The sequence below is a fragment of the Formosa agariphila KMM 3901 genome (assembly GCF_000723205.1).
Classification (GTDB): Bacteria; Bacteroidota; Bacteroidia; order Flavobacteriales; family Flavobacteriaceae; genus Formosa; species Formosa agariphila.
Map to the genome: position 1 here is coordinate 1,645,197 of NZ_HG315671.1, position 25,311 is coordinate 1,670,507.

Annotated in this window: 26 protein-coding genes; 11 read left to right on the forward strand and 15 right to left on the reverse strand. The window is 33.1% G+C overall.

The features are described 5' to 3' along the window. Nucleotides 1-25 precede the first annotated feature (25 nt). From BN863_RS07010 to BN863_RS07025, 4 genes are all read right to left on the reverse strand, one after another. Nucleotides 26-358 (reverse strand): hypothetical protein, encoded by a 333-nt coding sequence (locus BN863_RS07010; RefSeq protein ID WP_242404080.1) that lies wholly within the window; start codon nt 356-358, stop codon nt 26-28. A 1-nt stretch (nt 359) separates the two neighbouring features. Then, nucleotides 360-854, reverse strand: coding sequence for a DUF6787 family protein (locus BN863_RS07015; RefSeq protein ID WP_038529027.1), 495 nt, complete (start codon nt 852-854; stop codon nt 360-362). Nucleotides 855-879: 25 nt separating this feature from the next. Continuing rightward, the gene (locus BN863_RS07020) at nt 880-1,320 is read right to left on the reverse strand and encodes a DUF6146 family protein (RefSeq protein ID WP_038529030.1); all 441 of its coding nucleotides are present in this window, start codon (nt 1,318-1,320) and stop codon (nt 880-882) included. A 115-nt stretch (nt 1,321-1,435) separates the two neighbouring features. Further along, nucleotides 1,436-2,080 (reverse strand): DUF937 domain-containing protein, encoded by a 645-nt coding sequence (locus tag BN863_RS07025; RefSeq protein WP_038529033.1) that lies wholly within the window; start codon nt 2,078-2,080, stop codon nt 1,436-1,438. A 182-nt stretch (nt 2,081-2,262) separates the two neighbouring features. Between BN863_RS07025 and kdsB the strand changes: the two genes are divergently transcribed. The 4 genes from kdsB to BN863_RS07045 are packed head-to-tail and all read left to right on the forward strand — an operon-like array spanning nt 2,263 to nt 5,375. Next, nucleotides 2,263-2,991, forward strand: a complete 729-nt coding sequence (gene kdsB, locus BN863_RS07030; protein WP_038529036.1) for a 3-deoxy-manno-octulosonate cytidylyltransferase — start codon at nt 2,263-2,265, stop codon at nt 2,989-2,991. Continuing rightward, the gene (locus tag BN863_RS07035) at nt 2,982-3,686 is read left to right on the forward strand and encodes an HAD family hydrolase (protein ID WP_038529039.1); all 705 of its coding nucleotides are present in this window, start codon (nt 2,982-2,984) and stop codon (nt 3,684-3,686) included. Before kdsB ends, BN863_RS07035 begins: the two co-directional genes overlap by 10 nt. A 30-nt stretch (nt 3,687-3,716) precedes the next feature. After that, on the forward strand, nt 3,717-4,799 hold the full coding sequence (locus tag BN863_RS07040; protein ID WP_038529042.1) for an iron-containing alcohol dehydrogenase family protein: 1,083 nt from the start codon (nt 3,717-3,719) through the stop codon (nt 4,797-4,799). A 24-nt stretch (nt 4,800-4,823) separates the two neighbouring features. Further along, nucleotides 4,824-5,375 (forward strand): 1-acyl-sn-glycerol-3-phosphate acyltransferase, encoded by a 552-nt coding sequence (locus BN863_RS07045; protein WP_038529045.1) that lies wholly within the window; start codon nt 4,824-4,826, stop codon nt 5,373-5,375. Here the strand turns inward: BN863_RS07045 and BN863_RS07050 are convergent. The 6 genes from BN863_RS07050 to gcvT form a co-directional block, all read right to left on the reverse strand. Further along, nucleotides 5,372-5,698, reverse strand: a complete 327-nt coding sequence (locus BN863_RS07050) for a DMT family transporter (protein WP_038529048.1) — start codon at nt 5,696-5,698, stop codon at nt 5,372-5,374. The genes BN863_RS07045 and BN863_RS07050 overlap by 4 nt on opposite strands. A 50-nt stretch (nt 5,699-5,748) precedes the next feature. Beyond that, nucleotides 5,749-6,531, reverse strand: coding sequence for a DUF3050 domain-containing protein (locus BN863_RS07055; protein ID WP_038529051.1), 783 nt, complete (start codon nt 6,529-6,531; stop codon nt 5,749-5,751). Nucleotides 6,532-6,703: 172 nt separating this feature from the next. Next, on the reverse strand, nt 6,704-7,432 hold the full coding sequence (locus tag BN863_RS07060) for a YebC/PmpR family DNA-binding transcriptional regulator (RefSeq protein ID WP_038529053.1): 729 nt from the start codon (nt 7,430-7,432) through the stop codon (nt 6,704-6,706). A gap of 70 nt (nt 7,433-7,502) precedes the next feature. Next, complete coding sequence (locus BN863_RS07065; protein WP_038529056.1) at nt 7,503-7,796, reverse strand: 4a-hydroxytetrahydrobiopterin dehydratase; 294 nt, start codon at nt 7,794-7,796, stop codon at nt 7,503-7,505. A 54-nt stretch (nt 7,797-7,850) separates the two neighbouring features. Beyond that, on the reverse strand, nt 7,851-8,681 hold the full coding sequence (locus BN863_RS07070) for a sugar nucleotide-binding protein (RefSeq protein WP_038529060.1): 831 nt from the start codon (nt 8,679-8,681) through the stop codon (nt 7,851-7,853). A gap of 30 nt (nt 8,682-8,711) precedes the next feature. Next, the gene (gcvT, locus tag BN863_RS07075) at nt 8,712-9,782 is read right to left on the reverse strand and encodes a glycine cleavage system aminomethyltransferase GcvT (protein WP_038529064.1); all 1,071 of its coding nucleotides are present in this window, start codon (nt 9,780-9,782) and stop codon (nt 8,712-8,714) included. A 188-nt stretch (nt 9,783-9,970) separates the two neighbouring features. Between gcvT and BN863_RS07080 the strand changes: the two genes are divergently transcribed. Both BN863_RS07080 and BN863_RS07085 read left to right on the forward strand, forming a co-directional pair. Continuing rightward, nucleotides 9,971-11,422 carry a carbohydrate porin gene (locus tag BN863_RS07080; RefSeq protein ID WP_038529066.1) on the forward strand — a complete coding sequence of 484 codons (1,452 nt, stop codon included), beginning with the start codon at nt 9,971-9,973 and terminating at the stop codon, nt 11,420-11,422. Between the two features lie 144 nt (nt 11,423-11,566). After that, nucleotides 11,567-12,241, forward strand: coding sequence for a HEPN domain-containing protein (locus BN863_RS07085; RefSeq protein WP_038529068.1), 675 nt, complete (start codon nt 11,567-11,569; stop codon nt 12,239-12,241). A gap of 158 nt (nt 12,242-12,399) precedes the next feature. Here BN863_RS07085 and thrC read toward each other — a convergent pair whose 3' ends face one another. The 3 genes from thrC to thrA are packed head-to-tail and all read right to left on the reverse strand — an operon-like array spanning nt 12,400 to nt 17,176. Then, nucleotides 12,400-13,698, reverse strand: a complete 1,299-nt coding sequence (gene thrC / locus BN863_RS07090) for a threonine synthase (RefSeq protein ID WP_038529071.1) — start codon at nt 13,696-13,698, stop codon at nt 12,400-12,402. Between the two features lie 46 nt (nt 13,699-13,744). Then, on the reverse strand, nt 13,745-14,668 hold the full coding sequence (locus BN863_RS07095) for a homoserine kinase (protein ID WP_038529074.1): 924 nt from the start codon (nt 14,666-14,668) through the stop codon (nt 13,745-13,747). Between the two features lie 60 nt (nt 14,669-14,728). Next, a complete protein-coding gene (gene thrA / locus BN863_RS07100) occupies nt 14,729-17,176 on the reverse strand; it encodes a bifunctional aspartate kinase/homoserine dehydrogenase I (RefSeq protein WP_038529077.1) in 2,448 nt (815 codons plus the stop codon). A 352-nt stretch (nt 17,177-17,528) separates the two neighbouring features. Here thrA and BN863_RS07105 point away from each other — a divergent pair, with 352 nt between their 5' ends. Next, nucleotides 17,529-19,091 carry a bifunctional ADP-dependent NAD(P)H-hydrate dehydratase/NAD(P)H-hydrate epimerase gene (locus BN863_RS07105; protein WP_038529080.1) on the forward strand — a complete coding sequence of 521 codons (1,563 nt, stop codon included), beginning with the start codon at nt 17,529-17,531 and terminating at the stop codon, nt 19,089-19,091. Between the two features lie 64 nt (nt 19,092-19,155). On the opposite strand, the gene fumC is transcribed toward BN863_RS07105, so the two are convergent. Then, nucleotides 19,156-20,550, reverse strand: coding sequence for a class II fumarate hydratase (fumC, locus tag BN863_RS07110; RefSeq protein WP_038529082.1), 1,395 nt, complete (start codon nt 20,548-20,550; stop codon nt 19,156-19,158). 163 nt (nt 20,551-20,713) lie between these two features. On the opposite strand from fumC, the gene BN863_RS07115 reads away from it, so the two are divergent. Continuing rightward, a complete protein-coding gene (locus BN863_RS07115; protein ID WP_038529083.1) occupies nt 20,714-21,355 on the forward strand; it encodes a peroxiredoxin in 642 nt (213 codons plus the stop codon). A 94-nt stretch (nt 21,356-21,449) separates the two neighbouring features. Further along, complete coding sequence (locus tag BN863_RS18595) at nt 21,450-21,626, forward strand: hypothetical protein (protein WP_169740919.1); 177 nt, start codon at nt 21,450-21,452, stop codon at nt 21,624-21,626. Nucleotides 21,627-21,698: 72 nt separating this feature from the next. On the opposite strand, the gene BN863_RS07120 is transcribed toward BN863_RS18595, so the two are convergent. Further along, the gene (locus tag BN863_RS07120; protein WP_038529085.1) at nt 21,699-22,022 is read right to left on the reverse strand and encodes a YbaB/EbfC family nucleoid-associated protein; all 324 of its coding nucleotides are present in this window, start codon (nt 22,020-22,022) and stop codon (nt 21,699-21,701) included. 83 nt (nt 22,023-22,105) lie between these two features. Between BN863_RS07120 and BN863_RS07125 the strand changes: the two genes are divergently transcribed. Both BN863_RS07125 and BN863_RS07130 read left to right on the forward strand, forming a co-directional pair. Then, the gene (locus tag BN863_RS07125; protein WP_038529087.1) at nt 22,106-24,163 is read left to right on the forward strand and encodes a S9 family peptidase; all 2,058 of its coding nucleotides are present in this window, start codon (nt 22,106-22,108) and stop codon (nt 24,161-24,163) included. A gap of 73 nt (nt 24,164-24,236) precedes the next feature. After that, nucleotides 24,237-25,277, forward strand: coding sequence for a PLP-dependent cysteine synthase family protein (locus tag BN863_RS07130; protein ID WP_038529089.1), 1,041 nt, complete (start codon nt 24,237-24,239; stop codon nt 25,275-25,277). Nucleotides 25,278-25,311 lie beyond the last annotated feature (34 nt).

The window sequence follows — 25,311 nt, forward strand, 5'->3', positions numbered from 1 at the left end:
TTGTAATCAGTCTAAGTACGAGCGTTTAAATTATAGTAGGAGGAGCTCTTAAAGAGAAATGAAGTTGTTGAAACGTATTTAAAAAGAAATATTGTGTAGAAATTAAAGAGTGATTCTCTTTAACGTCAAGTATTTCAGCAGTAAATACAGGTATGGTAAAATGATGATTTAATTGAAATTTATAAAATTCACAATCGATGTCTGCAGTATGTAAATGCGCTTTTTTTTCACCATGACAAACCTCATGAAGGTGCGTTTCAAACACATGATTAAACTTTACAAACGTAGGTGCTAAAAAGGCTAACACTAAAACAATTGTAAACACTTTAAAAACGATATATGTTTTTAAATGATTCATATTAATCTACAAACCGATTTAATCCAAATCGGCGTAACATTTTCTTTTCAAATTCCCAGAAAAACCTAAACTGACCGAATAACCAACCGTAAAAAACAAGAAGAATCTGATAGAAAATAATACCTAAAAAGATATATAACGTCCAGTACAAAAACGGACTTAAATTATCTTTAGTAACACCTAGCCACTTAATAATAGGTCGTCCTACAAATAAAGAAGAAGATCCCGTTATGGCAAACACCATAAATACGCGAATCATTTCCCATTTATATTCTAAAACCCATTTGTGTTCTAGTTTTTTGAAGAGAAAAAGAAAGAATTTTAATAACACAAAGGTAAAGACAGCTGTACTTAAACCAATAATTACAGGCGTGTTATTTCCGAAAATTAAAATGGATATTTTTAAAGCACTATAAATAAGAATGAGAACCCCAGCAATTGGAAAGATAAATTGCCAATTCTTTGTGATTTCCCAATGTTGTTTAAATTTTTCCATATTTTTTTCCAGCTGCAAATATATATTAAATTCTAGGAATAAAACCAGACAATTTCTGTTTGTATTTAAGCTGAAAATAGATGAAGTAATTATACATTTTATAATTTACCTCGTAACCATAATTTATATCTGGACGATAGTCTATGCGCATCTCGTATAAATTAGGATCGTATTGGCTTGGATTCATTACTCTATTGTTCCATTCTACAACATAAATGTAATTTCTAGATTCTAAAAACTCTTGCGAATAATAGCCTTCGGGTTTGGCTGTGCTTTCTAGCCAAAAATTAAATCCAGGTTCTATAATAATAACTTGATATTCTAAACTGTCGTTTTCAATTCTTAGGGTATCGTTATCCGCGACTTTTATTTCCGAAGCCTTTTTAGTAGAACTTGTGCTTGGTTTACTAGCATTACATCCAATAAAACACAAACTAATTAGTATAATATAATAGATAGATTTCATTTAAATTGATTTTATTAAATATACAATTTTAAGTTGTAGATAAAAAAAGTGATATTACAAGATGTAAAAAAGCCAAGCAATATTGCTTGGCTTTAATATTATAAATAAGCGGTATTTATTTTAATAAATCGCCTAACATTCCAGAAATTCCTCCACTATTTTTAGTGCTAGTTTTTCCATCTAAAAACATACCTGCAACATCGTCCATAATACTACCATCTCCATCGGCATCTAAAATAGATTCTAAAAAACTTTGCTCGTGTTGTGGCGAGTTTCCTTTTACCATTCCACCAAGCATACTTCCTAAATCGCTTGAATTTGTTATATTATTCTGACGTTTTTGTTGTCCTAAATACCCCATGACAAGTGGTGTTGCCATTTTTAGAATTTGAGATACTGTTCCTGCATCAATTCCAGATTTCTGACTTAAAGCGTTTTCTACATTCGATTGTTTAGAACCTAAAACACTGTTTAAAACATTGCTACCTTCATTAATTTCACTTTCGTCTACACCACCATTAAAATAACCTTCTAAGTTATCTAAAATACTTCCGTCGTGTTTACTGTCTAAAGCATTTAATAAGCTATCGGCACCTTCTGGAGAGGCCGTTGCATTTCTATTCATTGCTTGCATTAGCACAGGAAGTGCCATAGAAAGCATATCTCCTGTTTTGTTTGAGTCTTGACCCGTTTGGCCAGCAAGGTTGCTAACAAGACCCTTTCCTAGGTCACTATTTAATAAATCTAATATACCAGACATGGTTTAATTTTTTTGATTAATATTTTACTGAAGGTACAAAAATTGGACAAATTGAAACCTTGAAATTACAGATTATTTAAAAGAATGCGATTTAGAATGCAGTCTTATAAAAATTTTAGGAACAACCACACCTAAATTGTACTTGAAAAACCTTATTTTTGAAACTGATTTAGTTTTATTTTATGAAGATAATTTCAATGATTCCTGCGCGTTATAGCGCTTCTCGATTTCCGGGAAAATTAATGCAAGATTTAGGAGGGAAAACAGTAATTCTACGGACATATGAAGCTACCGTAGCTACTCAATTATTCGACGATGTAATTGTGGTTACAGATAGCGATATTATTTATAAAGAAATTATAGATAATGGAGGTAAAGCCATGATGAGTATTAAAGAACACGAATGCGGAAGCGATAGAATTGCCGAAGCGGTAGTAGGTTTAGACATAGATATTGTTGTTAATGTACAAGGCGACGAGCCCTTTACAGATGTAGAATCGTTGAGAAAATTAATAGAAGTTTTTAAAGATGATACTGAAAAGCAAATCGATTTAGCGTCTTTAATGGTACATATTACCGAAGTAGATGAAATTAATAACCCAAATACGGTTAAAGTTATAGTTGATAATTTTAATTTCGCATTGTATTTCTCTAGAAGCCCAATTCCTTATCCGCGAGACAAAACTATTGATGTAAAATATTTTAAACATAAGGGCGTTTACGCCTTTAGAAAAGAAGCCATTTTAGATTTTTATAAATTACCAATGATGCCTTTAGAAGCTTCAGAAAAAATTGAATGCATTCGTTATTTAGAGTATGGCAAGCGCATTAAAATGGTAGAAACAGATGTACAAGGTGTAGAAATAGATACACCAGAAGATTTAGAACGCGCTAAGAAATTATGGAAATAGATTACAGTAACATTAAAGTTATTGGTTTTGATGCAGACGATACGCTTTGGGTTAACGAAACGTACTTTAGAGATGCCGAAGCAGAATTTGGTAAATTATTATCGCAGTTCGAGACCATAAACCAAATAGATCAAGAGCTATTTAAAATGGAGCTTAAAAACCTACCTCTGTATGGGTATGGTATTAAAGGTTTTGTGCTCTCGATGGTAGAAATGGCCTTAGAAATATCCAACAATACAGTGTCTAATAATACCATTAAAGCCATTTTAGATATTGGAAAAGATATGATTAATAAGCCAGTAGAATTGTTAGATGGTGTAGAATCAGTTTTAAAAACATTATCAGAATCTTATCGTCTAATTGTAATTACTAAAGGCGATTTATTAGATCAAGAACGAAAATTAAAACAATCGGGATTGCTTGATTATTTTCATCATATAGAAGTGGTTAGCGATAAAAAAGAAGAAAATTATTCAAATTTATTGAATCACTTAGATATCAAGCCAAGCGAATTTTTAATGGTAGGAAATTCATTAAAATCAGATGTTCTTCCATTAATACATATAAAAGCACAAGCCATTCACGTTCCATTTCACACAACTTGGGTACACGAACAAGTTACAGCGCAAGAAACAAATGGTAAAGCCTATAAAACTGTACAGAAATTATCAGATTTGTTGCAGTTTTTAAAATAAGATATAATACACATTATTACCCAATATATAATGAATTTTAAAAATTTTCCTATGGTGTCCAATGTAGTTTTTGGACGAGGTAGTTTTAATCAACTCGAAGAAATTTTACTTCTTAAGCGGTTAAATGTAAATGCTCCATTTATATTTTTAGTTGATGATGTTTTTCAAGGTAACGAGAAAATAACATCAAGAATTCCGTTGTCTTACGAAGATGAAATAATTTTTATCTCCGCAGAAGAAGAACCTAAAACATCGCAAGTTGATGCATTAGTAGAACATATTATTTTAAAATTTAAAGACCGCCCTTCTGGGATCATAGGTATTGGTGGGGGCACACTTCTAGATTTAGCGAAAGCTGTTGCTATTATGATAACTAATGAAGGTGAAACTAGCGATTATCAGGGGTGGGATTTAGTTAAAAACCCAGCTATTTTTCATGTTGGTATTCCTACAATTTCAGGAACGGGTTCCGAAGTTTCTAGGACTACTGTTTTAACTGGTCCAGAAAAAAAATTAGGAATAAACTCAGATTATACACCTTTTGATCAGGTGGTGTTAGATCCAGAGTTAATTGCAGATGTACCAAAACAGCAATGGTTTTATACGGGTATGGATTGTTACATTCACTGTATCGAATCGTTAACGGGTACGTATTTAAATGCCTTTAGTCAGAGTTACGGCGAGAAAGCATTAGAGTTATGCAAAGAAATTTTCTTAGGTAACGACTTATCTCCGGTAGAATCTCAAGATAAATTAATGATGGCCTCATGGCACGGTGGTATGAGTATTGCCTATTCGCAAGTAGGTATTGCACATGCAATGAGTTATGGTTTATCGTATTTATTAGGTACTAAACATGGTATTGGTAACTGTATTGTGTTCGACCAATTAGAAGAATTTTATCCAGAAGGGGTAAAGCTATTTAAGGAGATGAAATTAAAACATGATATACAATTACCTACTGGTATATGTAAAGATTTATCTGATGCCGATTTTAATACTATGATTGATGTGGCTTTAGGATTAGTACCGCTTTGGGAAAATGCACTGGGGTCGAATTGGCAAAAAACAATAACGAGAGCTAAATTACGTAGCATGTACGAACAAATGTAATGTACATTAAAGTAGAATAATATGATGAAATCGCTTTATACGTTTATTTATTATAAACTAATGAAATGGAAAATAATAGGTGATTTTCCAGCCGATTTAAAGAAGTATATGGTGATTGCTGTTCCGCATACCAGCTGGCACGATTTTTATATTGGTATATTACTTCGGAAAATAAAAGACACACCAATTAATTTTGTTGGTAAAAAAGAGTTGTTTAAAGGCCCTTTAGGATGGTATTTAAAACAAGTTGGCGGTGTAGAATTAGATAGAACTCCAGGACAGAATAAAGTAGAGTCTATTGCAAAATTGTTTGAAACGCGAGATGAATTCCGTTTGAATATAGCGCCAGAAGGCACGCGTAAAAAAGTAGATAAATGGAAAACAGGATTCTATTACATCGCTAAAGAGGCTAATGTGCCTATTGTTATGATTACTTTCGATTTTGGTAAAAAACAGAATGTAATTTCAGAACCTTTTTATCCTACAGATAATATGGAAGCCGATTTTAAATATATGCACAGCTTTTTTAAAGACGTAAAAGGTAAAGTTCCAGAATATAGTTTTGATGTAGATTAATTAGATACAAATTTTAATCCTACAATAGAAAGTATTAAGGTCGAAATAAAGAATACTCGCCAAAAGTCTGCAGGTTCTTTAAATATGAAAATACCCACTAATGCTGTTCCTACAGCACCAACTCCTGTCCATACCGCATATGCCGTTCCTATGGGTAAAGTTTCTGTAGCTTTAACTAAAAGTACCATGCTTATGGTTAAACACACTAAAAAACCAATATACCAATATGTGGCGATAGGGCCTTCTGCATATTTGGCTTTACCTAAACATGTTGCAAAACCAATTTCAAATAATCCAGCTATGATAAGTAAAACCCAATTCATAATACAATAGTTATAATGTGCGAAAAACTAAATAGTTTTTAAGTATAAGATTACACCAATTCTTCTTTATTGGTATTAATGATATGATAAATATTATCCCATAGAATGATACGGTGTTCTAAAGCTTGTTTAGCTACGGTTAGCACTTCTTCCCATTTAACCATATCTGTACCGCATAATTCTCTAAGCATTTTATAAGACAACGCACGGTGATTGTCTTGCTTTAAATATAGATACCGATTTAATAAAAATGTAAGTTTGTTACATGGGTTTTCCTCCGTAGCAATAGTACTTACTACATTTAAAACTTTTTCAGAGTTAATATCTTCTCTTCCAAAAATAAATACTGAAGCCATTAAATGAGGTTTACCTGTTTCAATAATTTCAAAAGTAAACTCAATAAAATCTTTTATAAAACTAGGAATATAAACCAAGTGTGCGGCTTTAGATACCGCTATGTTATTTTCTATAAGTTCTGTAAACGTAGTTATTAAAGTGGTATTAGCTCCAATTTGTTCCATTCCGTCTAAGTACATTTCAAAATGACTTTTGGTTTGTCCCAACTCGTTAACATCACTTTCTTCTGCGGCAACAATCTCGTTTATAAATTTAAAAATCTCTGGATATTTATTAGGCACCCATGGTAATTTAAACGTAACAAATTGTAATTGCAATGTTTTTAATAACGACATAAAATCCCAAGCGGTGTATACATGGTGCTCCATGAATAACTTTACATCCTCTGGTGTTTTAAGGATGCTGTATAATTTATGATGACGAATTTCGTATTGTAATTCCGATAATTCTGATTCTATACGCTTAATATGAGGCATATGTTGAAATGGATAAATGAATAATTTTAAGGATTTCAAATTTACAAAACCCTAATCACTTATTTATACGTTTTAAAATTTTATTAAAATTCTACTACGTTTTAGGGTTGTAAGATAAAAAAGAGGGCCATTTTTGGACCTCTTTTTTATAAATATATATTTTTAGAAAATCTTATTCTTCTTCGTTAGAAGCTTCAGTCATTGTATGATATACATTTTGTACATCATCATCTTCTTCAATTTTCTCTAAAAGTTTTTCTACATCGGCAGCATCCTCAGCAGACAATTCTTTAGTTACTTGCGGAATGCGCTCAAATCCAGAAGATAAAATTTCTATACCTCTAGATTCTAATTCCGATTGAATTGCCCCAAAGCTTTCAAACGGCGCATAGATTAAAATTCCATCGTCGTCTGCAAAAACTTCTTCGGCACCAAAATCGATTAATTCTAACTCTAATTCTTCAGGATCTAATCCTTCAGCAGTAATTCTAAAATTACAAGTATGGTCGAACATAAAAACTACAGAGCCAGAGGTTCCTAGACTTCCGTCGCATTTATTAAAATAGCTACGTACATTGGCAACAGTTCGAGTATTGTTATCTGTTGCAGTTTCAACTAAAATAGCAATTCCATGAGGTGCATAACCTTCAAAAAGGACTTCTTTAAAATCGCCTAAACTTTTGTCGCTTGCACGTTTTATGGCACGTTCTACATTGTCTTTAGGCATGTTAACGGCCTTGGCATTTTGGATTACCGCCCTTAACCTTGCATTACTATCTGGGTCAGGACCACCTTCTTTAACAGCCATTACAATGTCTTTCCCAATTCGAGTAAAAGCTTTACTCATGGCAGACCAACGTTTCATTTTGCGTGCTTTACGAAATTCAAAAGCTCTTCCCATTTCTTATGTATTTTAATTTTGTATTAAGTCGGTTGCAAATTTAAAAAAATTAAGCCAACTGTGATATATTTTAATCTTCTTCTGGTTCTAATATAGATTCTATTGCAGCGGCTAATTTAAAATCTTTTTCTGTTACACCATTTTTACTGTGTGTTGTTAAAGAAACTGTTAGCACATTGTATACATTAGTCCACTCTGGATGATGGTTTAAGGCTTCGCATTCAAAAGCAATTCTGCTCATGGCACTAAAACAATCTTTGAAATTTTCGAATTCAAATTCTGAATGAATGGCATCGTCATAATAGTCCCATCCAGGAAATTCTAATAGACGTTTCTCGATATCTTGTTCCGATAATTTACTCATAGTTGTATCTGTTTTTGATACATTAAAAATAGTGAAATTTAAGCGTAAAATCTATTAGACCTCTAATTCTGTCAAGATTTGTTTACTTAAAACTTGTAAGTGTTTGGGTAGTAGATTTTCCTTTGGTAAAACAGCTAAATATCGATCGTTATTCGTGGTGTAAACTTGTTTAATTATAGGATTATATAAACCTATAGATGAAATTATTTCTCTAATAAACTCATCGTGATGTACTAAGTCTGTGCTTCCTAAATGAAAAATGCCGTATTTATTTCTATTGATTAAATAATGAATTTGTTGTGTGATTTTAGAATCGGTGGTCACATTCATTATTAAATTAGGAAAAACTTCAATAGACGTTTTATCGTGTAAATGCTGTTTTATTTCTTTAACTCTAGGTGATTGTGCACCAAAAACCATAGGCAATCTTAAAATTGCGATTTGCTTTTTAGGAAGACGCATGAGCATATTTTCAATTTTAATTTTGAAATGCCCGTAAACACTATGACTAAGCGTTTTGTCTAATTCGTAACTTGGAAACTGGCTATATGCATCGAAAACATTTGCCGAAGAGACAAAAAAGAGTCTTGTATTGGTAGCTAAAATGTATTCGGCCATGTGATTGTGAGCAATAATCTGAGCAGAAAAATCGCCTCGTAAAGCCGAAATAATTATGGTAGGTCGAACGGCTTCTAGAATTTCAAATACATCGTCTTCTTCAACATTATATTGAAAAAAATGTTGATTTTCTTCAAATTCTTTTCTTGCAATATTATAGGTGCCAAACGTATTAAAATAGGAGCAAAGCTCTTTATATATGGCGTTGCCAATAAAGCCGCTTGCTCCTATAATTAAGACTCTATGTTTAACTTCGTTCCCCTTCATTCTATCTCCTTCCTGAGAAGTTTAAGTTTTCTAACCTTTGTAAAAAGGTAATTTTACCACTGTAGCAGGAATCGCTTTTTTACGAATTTGAATATTGATTTTACCATCTACTACAGCAAAATCTTTAGGTACATAACCTAAACCAATTCCGATACCTAAAGAAGGCGACATCGTTCCCGAAGTAACGACTCCAATTTTGTTTCCGTCATTATCTACAATATCATAATCGTGACGTGGAATTCCACGTTCGTCTAATGTAAATGCAACTAATTTATTTTTAACACCTTCTGTTTTTTCTGCTAATAAAGCTTCAGAATTAGTAAACTCTTTAGTGAATTTAGTAACCCATCCTAAACCAGCTTCTAAAGGAGATGTAGTATCGTTAATATCATTTCCGTATAAACAATATCCCATTTCTAAACGTAAAGTATCACGTGCCGCTAATCCAATTGGTTTTGCGCCAGCTTCAACAACTTTATCCCAAATTTGTTTGGCTTCTTCGTTTTTACAGTAAATTTCAAATCCGCCACTTCCAGTATATCCAGTCGCAGAAATAATTACATTTTCAATACCAGCAAAATCACCAACTTCAAAATTGTAAAATTTTATAGCCGATAAATCATGACTAGTAAGTGGTTGCATTGCTTCTACAGCTTTTGGACCTTGAATGGCTAAGAGCGAGTAGGCATCACTTAAATTACGCATGTCTGCACCAACATCGTTTTTAGATGAAATCCAATTCCAATCTTTTTCAATATTACTCGCATTAACAACTAATAAATACGTTTCTTCTTTTAATTTGTAAATCAATAAATCGTCTACAACACCACCTTTATCGTTAGGTAAATAACTGTATTGCGCTTTTCCAATAGTTAATTTTGTAGCATCGTTACTACTAACTTTTTGAATAAGAGCTAGAGCATTAGGACCTTCAATTAAGAATTCTCCCATATGGCTTACATCAAACACACCAACAGATGTTCTAACTGTTTCGTGTTCTATATTTACACCGTCGTATTGCACAGGCATGTTATATCCTGCAAAAGGAACCATTTTAGCACCAAGTGCTTCGTGAGTTGTTGTTAAAGCTGTATTTTTCATTTATACTGAATTGATTGTTGAGCAAAAGTATAGAAATTTATCTGTTTATAGGAGTTGAGACTTTATAAAATAAGGTTAAATGCTGGTAGAAAACCCCTTGGAAAGCTAACTGATAACTATATATTTTAACATTTTTTTGTGATTAGAAGGCTTTACATGTATATTTGATTAACAACCAAACTAACCTTATGACTAGCAATCAGTATTTTAAATGCCGTATTACTTTTGTGTTTGTTGTACTCTTTGCTTTAGGTACACAACTTACAAATGCTCAAATAAATTACGAATACTCTAATAACAAAAATTTTGCTCTAGGATCTTATGGTCGCGTAGGCGTAGATTGGAGTTTTGAAAATGGAGAATCTATTGGTCGACGATTAAACTTGAACAATATGGGAAGTATTGGTGGCCGTTTAGAAGAACAAGATTATGTAGAATTAGTTCCTAATTTTATGTTTAGACCTAAGGCTGGAGACAGTACAGAAATACATGTGCAAGTTCGCCTGTCAATATATTCGAGAAGTTTAACGTACATAGGTAACACCTCTACCTCGGGCACAGGAGGATTAACTTTTCAGCTACCAGAATTGTATGCAGAAGCTCGAAATATTAGAGGTAAAGATTTAAACATTTGGATTGGCTCTAGAGTGTATCGTGGTCCAGATGTGCATATTGCCGATCACTTTTATTATAACGATCACTCTGGACAAGGTGTTGGTGTAGAATATAAAAAATCGCGTCTGGCAGCCATATTTGTAAGTTCTGTAGATACGACATCTACTTTACCACCCTATTTTTATTTAAATATTGAAACAGGAACACCAAGTGCAGCTTTAAGGCAGCGAACGGTTTTGGTTGGAGAACATGATTTTAAAGTGAATGAAAATTCTACCATTTCGGCATTAGCAGAACTTCATTATATAGGCGATGGTAATAATGGAAATGAGACTACAGAAAATGAAGATATTGAAGATGCAGTTAACTTTCCTTCAGACCGTGGATTTGTAATTGGTGGACGCTATCATAACGAATTTAGTAGAATGAAAGCAGGTTCTTTTAACGATTTCACTTTAAGATACGGCACAGGAATTGCTAACGGCGGTGATGGTGGAATGTCTAAAACATGGCTAACTTATGGCGCTCCAAATGAATCTTTAACGTTTAAAGGTGCTTACTCGTTGGCTTTAGTAAATCATACCGTTTTAAATGTATCCGATAATTATGCCTTTAATGGTTATGTTATTTTAACACATAGTAAGGGTGGAGCAGACTCTAATGGTTTAGCGCCTACCTATTTTGGAAAGGAGGTTTACAATCGGAAAACAGATTTTACAATAGGATCTAGAAACGAATTTTTTATTTCAGATTATTTTCATCTCTTGGCAGAACTTCATTATTCTCAGCGTAAAGACGGAGAAAATCCCACAGCAAGTATGACTAAGTTAAGTGTGTCTCCTGTGCTTGTGCCTACAGGAAAACGAAATATTTGGGCTCGGCCACATTTAAGATTTGTAGCCTCTGTAGCGCGCTATAATGATTATGCAATGGAGAGTTTATACTCGCCATATCTTCAATTTGTAGGAGAAAAACGTTGGGGATATTATTTAGGATTTAAGGCAGAATGGTGGATTTGGAAATGATAATATTCTAAATAAACCGATGAACTTTTAAGTTGAAGATTAGAATTTCTACTGAATACATAGCGTGTTTACGGTTTCCCATAAAATATTTTCTATTGAAAGTCATATTTTTAGTGAAATATTATGAATTTTGATGGTTAAATTATGAAACATATAAGTGATTCAATTTTTGTTATTTCGGCAGCCGAATTAAAAATTAAAATAAAAGCTTTAGATAATGTTAAGTATAAAAACGATTGTATTCGTTTACATAGAGCTGTTAGTTGGCTTAAATGTGCTGAAGCACAATCTAATGATGTTGATTTAAAATTCATTTCACTTTGGATTGCTTTTAACGCCTGTTATGCGCAAAATGAATCTATAGATTTAAATATTTCAGAACGGAGACAATTCAGTCGATTTATTTCGCAGTTGGTGCAATGCGATACCGATAAAAAATTCTTTCAACTACTCTGGTTTAAATTTTCTGGTCCAGTTCGTTTATTAATAGATAATCAGTTTGCGTATAAACCCTTTTGGGATGCTAACCGTGGCGAACATATTGATTGGGAAACTTTGTTTAATCAATCAAAAAATGATTCTAGAAACTATTTGGCCGATGAGAAAGTCGATAAACTATTAGAGGTTGTTTTAAGTCGATTATACACTGTAAGAAACCAATTGGTTCATGGTGGAGCCACTTACAGTAGTTCGCTAAATCGTTCGCAAGTTAATGATGCAAGCCGTATTTTAGAGTTCTTAGTTCCTATTATTATCGATATTATGCTCACCAATATTTCTGAAGATTGGGGACATATTAATTATCCTGTTATAGAGTAATCGGAATAAAATGAATGGCGGCTTAAAGTCTGCTGTATATTGATTTAAAGTCTAGAATAAAGAATTGAGAGCGTACAGTAAACGAAAGTTATGGGTATAAAAAATGGCCATAATAGCTTAGGATTATGACCATTTTTTAAATATGAATTGAATTTTTCTTAGCGATTTAAAAGGTATTGTTTTAAATCGGTATACGTACTAACTTTTATAGATTTTTTCTTTTTATCCATAACAGCCGCTATTTGAGCAGGTAGTTCTATGTTTTCACGAATAACTTCACCTACAACATCTAAAAATTTAGTTGGATGTGCCGTTTCTAAACATACGCAATGTACATCTGGATGTGATTCTACATAATTTTTAGCACCTAAATATCCTACAGCACCATGTGGATCTGCAACATAACTAAAGTCGTTATAAATTTCTTTCATCGCGACTTTTGTTTCTTCATCTGTGAAACTGTAAGACGATAAATTTTCTTTTAATAAATTGAAATCATTTTTATAGATTTCCTGAATTCTAATAAAGTTACTTGGATTTCCAACGTCCATAGCGTTAGAAATTGTTTGTATCGAAGGTTTTACATCGTAGTTTTCAGATTCAAGATATCTTGTAACCACATTGTTTTCGTTATTAGATGCAATGTAATGTTTAACAGGTAAACCTAATTGTTGTGCCATCATTCCGGCACAAACGTTTCCAAAATTCCCACTTGGGATAGAGAATACCAAGTTATCATATTTATTATGCAAAGCTTTATACGCAAACATAAAATAAAATAATTGAGGTAACCAACGTGCCACGTTAATAGAGTTAGCAGAAGTTAATTTCATATGATCGGTTAATTCAGCATCTAAAAATGCTTGCTTTACCATATCCTGACAATCATCAAATGTACCATCTACTTCTAGAGCAGTGATGTTCTTTTTAAGCGTTGTTAATTGCTTTTCTTGAATATCACTAACTTTTCCGCTAGGATAAAGAATGACAACTTTTACACCTTCAACGCCTAAAAAACCGCTAGCTACAGCACCTCCAGTATCTCCAGAAGTCGCCACTAAAACGGTCACATCTTGTTTAGCATCTTCCTTAGAAAAATGACTTAAACAACGTGCCATAAAGCGAGCACCAACATCTTTAAATGCCATAGTTGGACCATGGAACAATTCTAAAAATGAAATGTTTTTATTTAGTTCTACAATCGGAAAATCGAAATTTAAAGTGTCTTCAACAATGGTCTTTAAGTCGGCTTCAGGAATTTCTGGAGATACGAATTGTTTAATCGCCTCAAAAGCTATTTCTGAATGTGATAAATTATCGATATTCTTGAAAAAAGATTCTGGTAATGGCGTTATGGTTTCTGGGAAATATAAACCACGGTCAGGGGCAAGTCCTCTAATTACAGCATCTTTAAATGTTGTATTTGAAGCTTCTTTGTTTAAACTAAAATAATTCATAGCAGTTTGTTTTGGTTTTTGTCTAAGCTTTTTCTTTTTTATTGTATTACTTCAGGATTTTCATGCCTTCAGCATTAATTTTTGAAACATAAGTGTCGAATTCAATATCACTATTTGCATATACTTTACGTATGGCTAGTTCTACCTTTTTAGCGGCATCAATACCTTCGCAAAGCGAGAATATAGATGGCCCAGAACCTGAAATACCACATCCTAACGCACCTGCTGCTTTTGCTGAAGCTTTTACATCGTGGTACAATGGTATGAGTTTACTTCTATGCGGTTCTACAATCGCATCGTGTAACGAACGCTCAATTAATCCGTAGTTACTAGTGTGTAACCCATGAATTAAACTTCCTACATTTGCCCATTGGGAAATGGCATCTTTTAAAGCCACTTCTTTTGGTAAAATAGCACGGGCTTCGGATGTTTTAATTTCTATTTGCGGATGAATAATTGTGGCGTATAAATTATTAGGCGTAGGGATTTCTAAAATCTCTAAAGGCGAAACACTTTTTACCAATGTAAAACCTCCAAATAGGGCAGGAGCAATATTGTCGGCATGTTCACTTTGACTTGCTAAAGCTTCGCCTTTCATGGCAAAGTAAGACAACTCTGTATTGTTATAAGGATTACCTAATAATACATTCATACCAAAAACACTACCTGCAGCACTGGCCGAACTACTACCAACACCACTTCCCGGTTTAATGTTTTTATAAATTTCTATTTCGAAACCAAAATCAGGTTTAGCATCGGCGTACATGGCTAATGCAGAAACTCCTGCGACATTTTTTTCGGCTTCGAACGGTAAATCGTAACCTTCAATTTTAGTAATAAAAATTCCTTTTCTATCGGTTTTTCTAATCACCATCTCATCACCAATACTATCTAAGCAAAAGCCTAAAACGTCGAATCCGCAAGAAACGTTTGCCACAGTAGCAGGCGAAAATATTTTTATTTCGTTCATGTGTTCTAAGTCGACAACTTCAATTAAATCCGTGGATAAAAATTGTCTTTTGAGATTAAATTAGTTGTTTCCTATACGTATAATATCAGCAAATAAACCAGAAGCAGTTACATCTGCACCAGCACCAGCACCTTTAATAATCATAGGTTGTTCTGGATAACGTTGGGTGTAAAACATAACGATATTGTCTTTTCCTTCTAAATTGTAGAATGGGTGACCTTCCGGAATTTCTTTTAATCCCACTTTAGCTTCACCGTTGTTGAATTCGGCTACATATTTTAATTGACTGTTATTTGCTTTTGCTGAAGCGTATAATTTTTGGTAATGTGCTTCGTCTGCAATTAACGTTTGGTAGAAATCGTCTACAGTATCGCTTTTTACACCAGCTTCAGATAAGAATGGAGTGTTTTCAATATCTTCTAAATTCATTTCAGTTCCACTTTCACGAGCAAGAATTAATATTTTTCTAGCGACATCTACACCGCTTAAATCTATACGTGGGTCTGGTTCGGTGTACCCTTCGGCAGCCGCTTGTTTAACCACATCGTAAAACTTAGTTGTATCGTTAAAGTTGTTAAATACAAAGTTTAAACTACCCGATAATACCGCTTGAATAGAGGTTACTTTATCTCCAGAAGCAATTAAGTTGTTTAACGTATCGATTACTGGTAAACCTGCTCCAACATTAGTTTCGAATAAATAAGGTGCGTTGTATTTATACGATAATTGCTTTAATTCTTTATATTTTTCTAATTTACTAGAACACGCAATTTTATTACAAGCTACAACAGCAATACTTTGCTTTAAATACATAGCGTATAAGTCGGCCACCTCTTTATTTGCTGTAACATCCACGAATACACTATTACGTAAATTTAATTCTTTAACAGACTGGTAAAACCCTTCTAAAGTTGCAGCTTCACCATCTTTTTCTAATTGTTCTTTCCAGTTTTTTAAAGACAAACCATCCGTATCAAAAAGCATTTTTCTTGAATTCGAAAGCCCAGCAACACGAAGATTGATTTTTAAGTTTTCTTTTAAATATTTACGTTGTTGTTTAATTTGTTCAACTAAACGCTCGCCAACATTTCCAACACCTGTAATGAATACGTTTAATTGTTTAATATTCCCTTCAAAGAAGACTTCGTGTAAAATATTCAATGCTTTTTTAACATCGTTTTGCGCAATAACAGCAGAGATGTTGCGCTCTGAAGCACCTTGTGCAATAGCACGAATATTTATGTTGTTTTTACCTAGAGCACTAAACATTTTACCGCTAATACCTTGGTGACTCTTCATACTATCTCCAATTAAGGCGATAATAGATAAGTTGCTTTCAACAAGAATAGGGTCTATTTTTTTAAGCGAAATTTCATTTTCAAATTCAGCATCGATAGCTGCTTTTGCCGAAATCGCATCTTTATCGTCTATACCAAAACAAATAGAATGTTCTGAAGACGCTTGCGTAATTAAAATTACATTTATTTTTTCTTGAGCTAAGGTTTGGAATAAGCGTCTTGAGAATCCTGGGATTCCAACCATTCCATTTCCTTGAAGCGTTAATAACGCCACACTACTAATATTAGTAATTCCTTTTGCAGCATTGCTAACATTACTTCCGTCTTTAGAAATAATGGTTCCTACAGCATCCGGCTCTAAGGTATTTTTAATATGAATTGGGATTTGTAAACTCAATACCGGTTGAACCGTTGGAGGATACAATACTTTCGCTCCGAAATGAGATAATTCCATCGCCTCTTGATACGATAATTTGTCTATCGGAAGCGCTTGTTTAACCATTTTAGGGTTTGCGGTGTACATACCACTAACATCGGTCCAAATTTCTAATTGGTCTACATTTAAGGCTGCAGCAACAATGGCTGCAGTAAAGTCTGAACCACCACGACCTAAAGTTGTGATTTCTCCATTTACCGATTTCGAAATAAAACCAGGTAAAATGGTAATATCGAATGAACTATCTTTAAAATAATCCTGAATATTTTTATTTGTAATACTGTAATTTACTTCAGCTTTTGTAAAGTTAGAATTCGTAGTGACTAACTCCTGACTGTTTTTACGTTCGGCATTAGCACCTTTGCTTTTTAAAGTTTCAGCAATAATGAAAGAGGACATTAATTCTCCAAAACTCACTAATTTGTCAGAGGTTTTAGGCGACAATTCATTAATTAAGTAAATGCCATCTAAAAGGTTTTTTAAAGCGGCTAATCTAGTCTCGATTTCTTCTAAAACAGCTTCATTATTAGTGGGAATTAATTCCTTAATAATATTTAAATGAATTGTTCTTATATTTGAAAAAGCGTCTGAATATGCACTGTTTTTAGATTGTGCCAATTGGCCAGCTTCTAATAATTTATCGGTAACTCCACCAACTGCAGAAACGACACAAATAACTTTGTCTGTTTGGGCATATTTGGTTAAGATTGATACGACGTTAGTTATGTTTTTTGAGGACCCTACAGATGTTCCTCCGAATTTTAATACTTTCATTTTAAAGTAGATTGTATAAATTTAATAGCTTGTTATTTTGATTTTGTAACATAATATTACAAATTGTGTGGACGGAAGATATATATTTAATTACCCCAAGGGGTAATAATGTTAGTAATAATAATAGCAATGCTCCCAACGATTGTTGGTCTTGAAATGAACTGAGATGTGTTTCCTGTATTTTGCATTTTCTACTACTAAACTTCTCAAATGTATTACTTTTACATTAATAAAAAAATGTATTATAATTTTTTGCAGATTATTTAGTGTTAAGCTTGAATCGTTTATTTAAATCTAATTTAAATCTATTTAACTGAATAATCTCTAATGAATTTTCTTAAATAAAACAGCGATGAAAATATTTTCTAAAGAACAAATCTACGAAGGTGATAGGTTTACTATAAAAAAACAAAATATTAGTTCGTCTGAATTAATGGAACGCGCAGGCATAAGTTTGTTTAATTGGTTAGATGCCCGTTTACAAGGTGCACCGGTACCAATTTTAATTTTCTGTGGAATAGGAAATAATGGAGGCGATGGATTGGTGCTGGCAAGGCACTTAATTTCTCATGGCTATAACGTTAAAACATTTATTGTAGATTTTAGCGATAAACGTTCGAAAGACTTTCTAATAAATTATGAACGTTTAAAGGAAACCACTAAAGATTGGCCTGTATCCATACATTCTGTTGATGATTTTCCTGAAATTTCAAGTCAAGATATTATAATCGATGCCATATTTGGAGTTGGATTAAATCGGCCTATTTCTGATTGGGTTATAGCTTTGTTTAAGCATTTTAAAGCATCGAAAGCACTTACGGTTTCTGTAGATATTCCTTCTGGATTATACACAGATAAAACTCCTAAGCATGAAGATGATGTGGTAACATCTAATTTAATTTTAAGTTTTCAAACCCCTAAATTGGTGTTTTTCTTGCCTGAAACAGATAAGTATATCGATCAATGGGAAATCCTTAATATTGATATAGATGCTACTTATCTAGAAACTACCGAAACTGAAGCAGAAGTCTTAGGAAAGTATGATGTGTTGCCAATGTACAAGCAGCGCGATAAGTTTTCGCATAAAGGAAGCTACGGGCATGCTTTAATTATTGGTGGGAGTTACGGAAAAATAGGAGCAGTGCAACTGTCAAGTCGCTCAGCATTATTATCTGGCGTAGGTTTAATAACTGCATTTGTTCCTAAATGTGGTTACATACCATTGCAAACCGCACTTCCGGAAGCCATGGTAATTACAGATGCAGATAAGAAATTAATTACTGATATCGTGTTCGATATCATCCCAGATGCTGTAGGAATAGGTATAGGGTTAGGAACAGATGAAAAAACAGTTAAAGCTTTTGAGTCGTTTTTAAAAAACAATACAGCGCCTTTGGTTATTGATGCAGATGGTTTAAATATACTCTCTAAAAATAAAGCGTTATTAAAGTATTTAAAAGAGGATACCATATTAACACCACACCCAAAAGAGTTAAAACGACTTATTGGTGATTGGGAAGATGATTTCGACAAATTAAGTAAAACAAAAGCCTTTGTTAAAAAACACAAGGTATTGGTGATTATAAAAGGAGCTAATTCTATTTCTGTGTATCAGGATAAATTATATATAAATTCTACTGGAAATCCAGGTTTAGCTACAGGAGGAACTGGAGATGTATTAACTGGAATAATTACAGGTTTACGAGCCCAAGGGTATACAGCGTTAGAATCGGCTTGTTTTGGAACGTATTTACATGGAAAATCTGCCGATTTGGCTATCGAATTTAAAGGCTATCAAAGCTTAATAGCTTCAGATGTTATATCGTATTTAGGTCAGGCGTACTTAGATTTATTTAAACAAGCGGATACACCTTTGTCTGAAAAAGAACAAAAACCTGAAGAAGTTAAGAAGTAAAAAAAAAATCCACTGTCATTTTAAAATTAGACATGGGATTTTTTAATGTTATAAAATATGTTGGTTAAAGTGATCCAATCATATCTTCTGGTTTTACCCATTGATCATATTCTTCAGCAGTAACATAACCTAAGTTTACGGCTTCTTCTTTTAAAGTAGTTCCGTTTTCATGAGCAGTGTTTGCAATTTCTGCAGCTTTATAGTATCCAATTTTAGTGTTTAAGGCTGTTACAAGCATTAAAGAATTGTTCAATAGTTCTTTAATTTTAGGATGATTTGGTTCAATTCCAGTAGCACAGTGAATATCAAAACTCACACAAGCATCTCCCAATAATTGAGCAGATTGTAAGAAATTTAAAGCCATAATTGGTTTAAACACATTAAGCTCGTAATGACCTTGAGTTCCTGCAATAGAAATGGCAACATCGTTACCAATAACTTGGGCGCAAACCATAGTTAACGCCTCACACTGTGTAGGGTTTACTTTTCCAGGCATAATTGAACTTCCTGGTTCGTTGGCAGGTATAATAATTTCACCAATTCCACTTCGTGGTCCTGATGCCATCATTCTAACATCATTAGCAATTTTATTTAAAGATACCGCTAATTGCTTTAAAGCACCGTGAGATTCTACAATCGCATCGTGAGCAGCTAAAGCTTCGAATTTATTTTCGGCAGTTATAAATGGAAGGCCTGTAAATTTAGCGATGTAACCAGCTACATTTTCAGAATACCCTTTAGGTGTATTTAAACCTGTTCCAACCGCTGTTCCTCCTAAAGCCAATTCGCTTAAATGTGGAAGTGTATTTTTTAAAGCTTTTAAGCCGTGATCTAATTGAGATACGTAACCAGAGAATTCTTGACCTAAGGTTAAAGGTGTAGCATCCATTAAGTGTGTACGTCCAATTTTAACGACATCTTTAAATGCTTCAGATTTTTTCTTAAGCGTATCGCGAAGTTGAGTTACCGCAGGAATAGTGTTTTCTACAACTTTTTTGTAAGCAGCAATGTGCATTCCAGTAGGGAAGGTGTCGTTAGACGATTGCGATTTGTTAACATCATCGTTTGGTTGTATGGTTTTTTCACCTTCACCAATTACTTTTCCAGCGATTTGATGCGCACGGTTAGCAATAACTTCGTTAGCATTCATGTTGCTTTGCGTACCAGAACCTGTTTGCCAAACCACTAAAGGAAATTGGTCGTCGTGTTGTCCTGCAATAATTTCATCGCAAACTTGTCCTATTAAATCGCGTTTTTCAACCGAAAGTACGCCCAATTCACAGTTTGAATAGGCCGCAGCTTTTTTCAAATATGCAAATCCATAAACAATTTCTAATGGCATTGAAGCCGGTACACCAATTTTAAAGTTGTTACGAGAACGTTCTGTTTGTGCACCCCAAAGTTTATCGGCAGGCACTTTTACTTCGCCCATGGTGTCTTTTTCTATACGATAGTCCATTTTATTATATTTAATGAGTAACAAATTTAACAATTTTGAAGTTTATTTTTTATTCTTATTCAGGATATTTTTATAACAAAAATTTAAGAATAGATTGTTGATAGTCTCTTATAAACCTATTAATTTAGTAGGCATTAATTAAACACTAAACATTATAAATATTATGGCAACAATAAGACTAGGAGATGAAGCTCCAAATTTTACAGCAAAATCTACAGAAGGAGATTTAAATTTTCATGAATGGTTAGGAGATAGTTGGGGTATTTTATTTTCGCATCCAGCAGATTATACGCCAGTTTGTACAACAGAATTAGGAACTGTAGCAAAATATAAAGATGAATTTGATAAACGTAATGTTAAGGTTGTAGCATTAAGTGTTGATGGTGTAGAATCGCATAAAGGTTGGGTTAAGGATATTAACGAAACTCAGCACACCACTGTTAATTTTCCAATTATTGCAGATGAAGACCATAACGTGTCGGACTTGTATGATATGATTCATCCTAATGCGAATAATAATTTAACTGTACGTTCGGTATTTATAATTGATCCAGACAAAAAAGTAAAACTTATTATTACTTATCCAGCATCTACAGGTCGTAATTTCGATGAATTGTTACGTGTAATAGATTCGTTACAATTAACAGCGTATCATAAAGTGGCAACGCCTGCAAACTGGAAAAGTGGAGAGGATTGCGTCGTTTCTCCGAGTATAGAAACTAAAGATATTCCAAATCATTTCCCGAAAGGATTTAAAGAAGTTAAGCCGTATTTAAGAATGACACCGCAACCAGATTTAAAATAAATTTAAATCTTTTTAAAATTATATTAATTCCTATTGTATAAAAAAAGCTTTTAATATATATTTGCGTTAATTATAATATAGACACACACCAATTATGTTCGAATTCGACCAATATTTAGGCTTTTTAGCGTTTTTAACAATTTTAACCATAGGATTTTGGTTAATGGTATTTTTATTAACCTTCGTTGTTCCTTATTGGATTGGTGGAGCTTTATTAGAACGTTTTCAAGAAATAAAAGAAGAAAAGAAAGCAAAAAGAGAAGCGCTTTAATTTCTATACAATATTCATCAAAAAAAGGAAGCTAAATTTTAGCTTCCTTTTTTTATGCGTTATAGTTTAAAATTATTTAAACATATCCATTCCAGGAATATCTGGCATACCGTCTTTAGCTACAGCACCTAATTCAGCTTCATTTATTTTAGTTGCCTTTTCAATAGCTCTATTTAGTGTTAATATTAAATAATCTTCAAGCTGTTCTTTATCTTCAAGTAACGATTCGTCTACCTCAATAGACTTAATTTCTCTATTTGCAGTTAATGTAACTTTCAATTTACCGTCGTTGCTTTGCTCATCAACTAAAACCGTATTTAAACGCTTTTTAGTATCTTCAACTTTCTGTTGGGTTTCTTTTAATTTACCCATCATGCCCATTAGGTCTCCAAACATATTTTTAATATTTTAAAATTCAATACAAAATTATTTAATTTTTATACTTTTGAAAGTTAAAATCAAGAATAAATTATAAACATTTGAAAAAAGAAATTCAACCACCAATAGCAAAAAAGAATCCAGAAAAATTGATTGCTCATAACGATGTGAGAATCGATAATTACTTTTGGTTAAACGATAGAGAAAATGAAGACGTTATTGCGTATTTGAATGCCGAGAATGATTATACCAAGCATAAAATGGCACATACCGAACAATTTCAAAAGGATTTGTTCGAAGAAATGAAATCTAGAATTAAAGAAGACGATGAGTCGGTGCCTTACAAACTTAATGGGTATTGGTATATTACCCGTTATGAAAAAGGTAAAGATTATCCTATTTATACACGAAAGAAAGATACATTAGGAGCAGAAGAAGAAGTTCTTTTCGACTGTAATGAAATGGCTAAGGGGTTTTCTTATTTTAAATTAGGAGGAATTTCAATAAGTGAAGACAATACTCTAGCTGCTTTTTCTACAGATACGGTTAGCCGTAGACAATATACACTTCAAATTAAAAACCTGATAACAGGTGAAGTTTACGACGACCAAATATTAAATACGACAGGAAGTGCCACGTGGGCGAACGATAATAAAACCATTTTTTACACACGTAAAGATGAAGTTACACTGCGATCGGACAAAGTTTATAAACATAAATTACACGAAAATATAGAGGATGTTGAAGTGTTTCATGAAGCAGATGAAACCTATAATACGTTTGTTTATAAAACAAAATCGCATAAGTTTTTAGTTATTGGCTCGGCGAGTACCTTAACTTCTGAATACAGATTTGTTAATGCAAATACACCAGACGAAGAATTTAAAATATTTCAAGAACGTGTTCGAGAACTCGATTACGCCATTGCGCATTATAAGGATAGTTTTTATGTTATTACAAATGCAGATGGTGCAACTAATTTTAAACTTCTAAAAACAGACGAAATTCATACAGAAAAAAGGCATTGGAAAGAAGTTTTACCGCATCGTAAAGATGTTTTACTTGAAGATATAGAAATCTTTAAAGATTACTTAGTAGTTAGTGAACGAGAAAATGGTTTAAATAAAATAAGAATTATTAGTTGGGATGGTAACGAGGATTATTATTTACCATTCGATAGTGAAACGTATACCGCAAATACGGGAAGTAATCCCGATTTCGATAGTGAGTTTCTACGTTATAGCTACAATTCGTTAACCACACCAAGTTCAGTAATCGATTATAATTTTAAAACAAAAGCCAAAGTTGTAAAGAAAGAACAAGAGGTGTTAAGCGACACATTTAATAAAGATAATTATACCTCTGAACGTATTTGGGCAACAGCTCGAGACGGTGTTAAAGTTCCGGTGTCTTTAGTTTATAAAAAAGGATTAAAATTGAACGGAGAAAATCCGTTATTGCTTTATGCGTACGGCTCTTATGGTTCTACAATAGACCCCTATTTTTCAACTGTTAGACTAAGTTTATTGGATCGTGGTTTTATTTATGCTATTGCTCATATTAGAGGAGGTGAGTATTTGGGACGCGATTGGTACGAAAATGGTAAATTACTTACTAAACTGAATACGTTTCACGATTTTATTGATTGTACCAAACATTTAATAAAAGAAAATTACACCACAGAAAAGCATATGTATGCCTACGGAGGTTCTGCAGGAGGATTATTAATGGGGGCAATTATTAATATGAATCCCGAATTATATAATGGTGTTTTAGCAGCTGTTCCTTTTGTAGATGTAGTAACGACAATGTTAGACGATACTATTCCTTTAACAACTGGGGAATATGATGAGTGGGGAAATCCTAATGAAGAAGCGTACTATCACTACATGAAATCGTACTCACCTTACGACAATGTTGAAGCAAAAGAGTATCCAAATATGTTAGTTACAACAGGATTACACGATTCTCAAGTGCAATATTGGGAGCCTGCAAAGTGGGTTGCAAAGTTAAGAGATGTTAAAACTGATGATAATCTATTGTTATTTCAAACCGACATGGATGCAGGTCACGGTGGTGCTTCTGGCCGATTTGAAAGTTTAAAAGAAGTCGCTTTAGAATACGTGTTTCTATTGGAATTGGAGGGAATTACGTCTTAAAATAAAAAAAAATCGTATTTTTGTCAGGTTTTGGTTGGTTTAACAATCAGAAAACAGTTTTTAAACAGCATCTATGAAACATAAAAATCAGGTTTTTGATAATGTATTGGATTTAGTCGGGAACACACCCTTAGTTAAACTAAATAAAATAACTTCTCAACTTAACGGTCATTTTTATGCTAAAGTAGAAGCTTTTAATCCTGGACATTCTTCTAAAGATAGAATAGCTCTATATATTATTGAGCAAGCTGAAAAACAAGGCCTTTTAAAACCTGGAGATACCATTATAGAAACAACATCTGGAAATACCGGATTCAGTATTGCTATGGTGAGTATTATAAAAGGATATGATTGTATATTGGCTGTAAGCTCTAAATCTTCTGCCGACAAAATAGATATGTTACGCACCATGGGAGCCAAGGTTTATGTTTGTCCTGCAAATGTTAGTGCAGACGATCCTAGGTCGTACTATGAAGTAGCTAAAAGATTACATGAAGAAATAAAAGGTTCGGTATATATTAATCAGTATTTTAATCAGTTAAATATTGATACACATTACCAATCTACTGGACCAGAAATTTGGAAACAAACCGAAGGTAAAATTACACATTTAGTAGCGTGTAGTGGAACAGGAGGAACAATTTCTGGCACAGCAAAGTATTTAAAAGAACAAAATCCAGATATTAAAATATTAGGTGTAGATGCTTTTGGTTCGGTACTTAAAAAGTTCCACGAAACCAAAGAGTTCGATGAAAAGGAAATTTATCCATATCGCATTGAAGGTTTAGGAAAAAATTTAATTCCTGCAGCTACAGATTTTAATATCATTGATGAATTTATAAAAGTAACAGACGAAGAAAGTGCACATACAGCTAGACAGATTGCAAAATCTGAAGGTTTGTTTGTAGGATACACTTCTGGAGCTGCAATGCAAGCTGTATTACAATTAGGAAAAACGAAAACATTTTCTACTAATGATGTAGTAGTTGTAATTTTTCCAGATCACGGTTCGCGTTACATGAGTAAGATATATAGTGATAAGTGGATGAACGAACAAGGCTTTTTTGACAGTGTTAATGTCGAGTCTGTTCAAGATATTCAATATATAAAATAATAATAACAAAGGATTGTGTTTTCGTCGAGAAGCG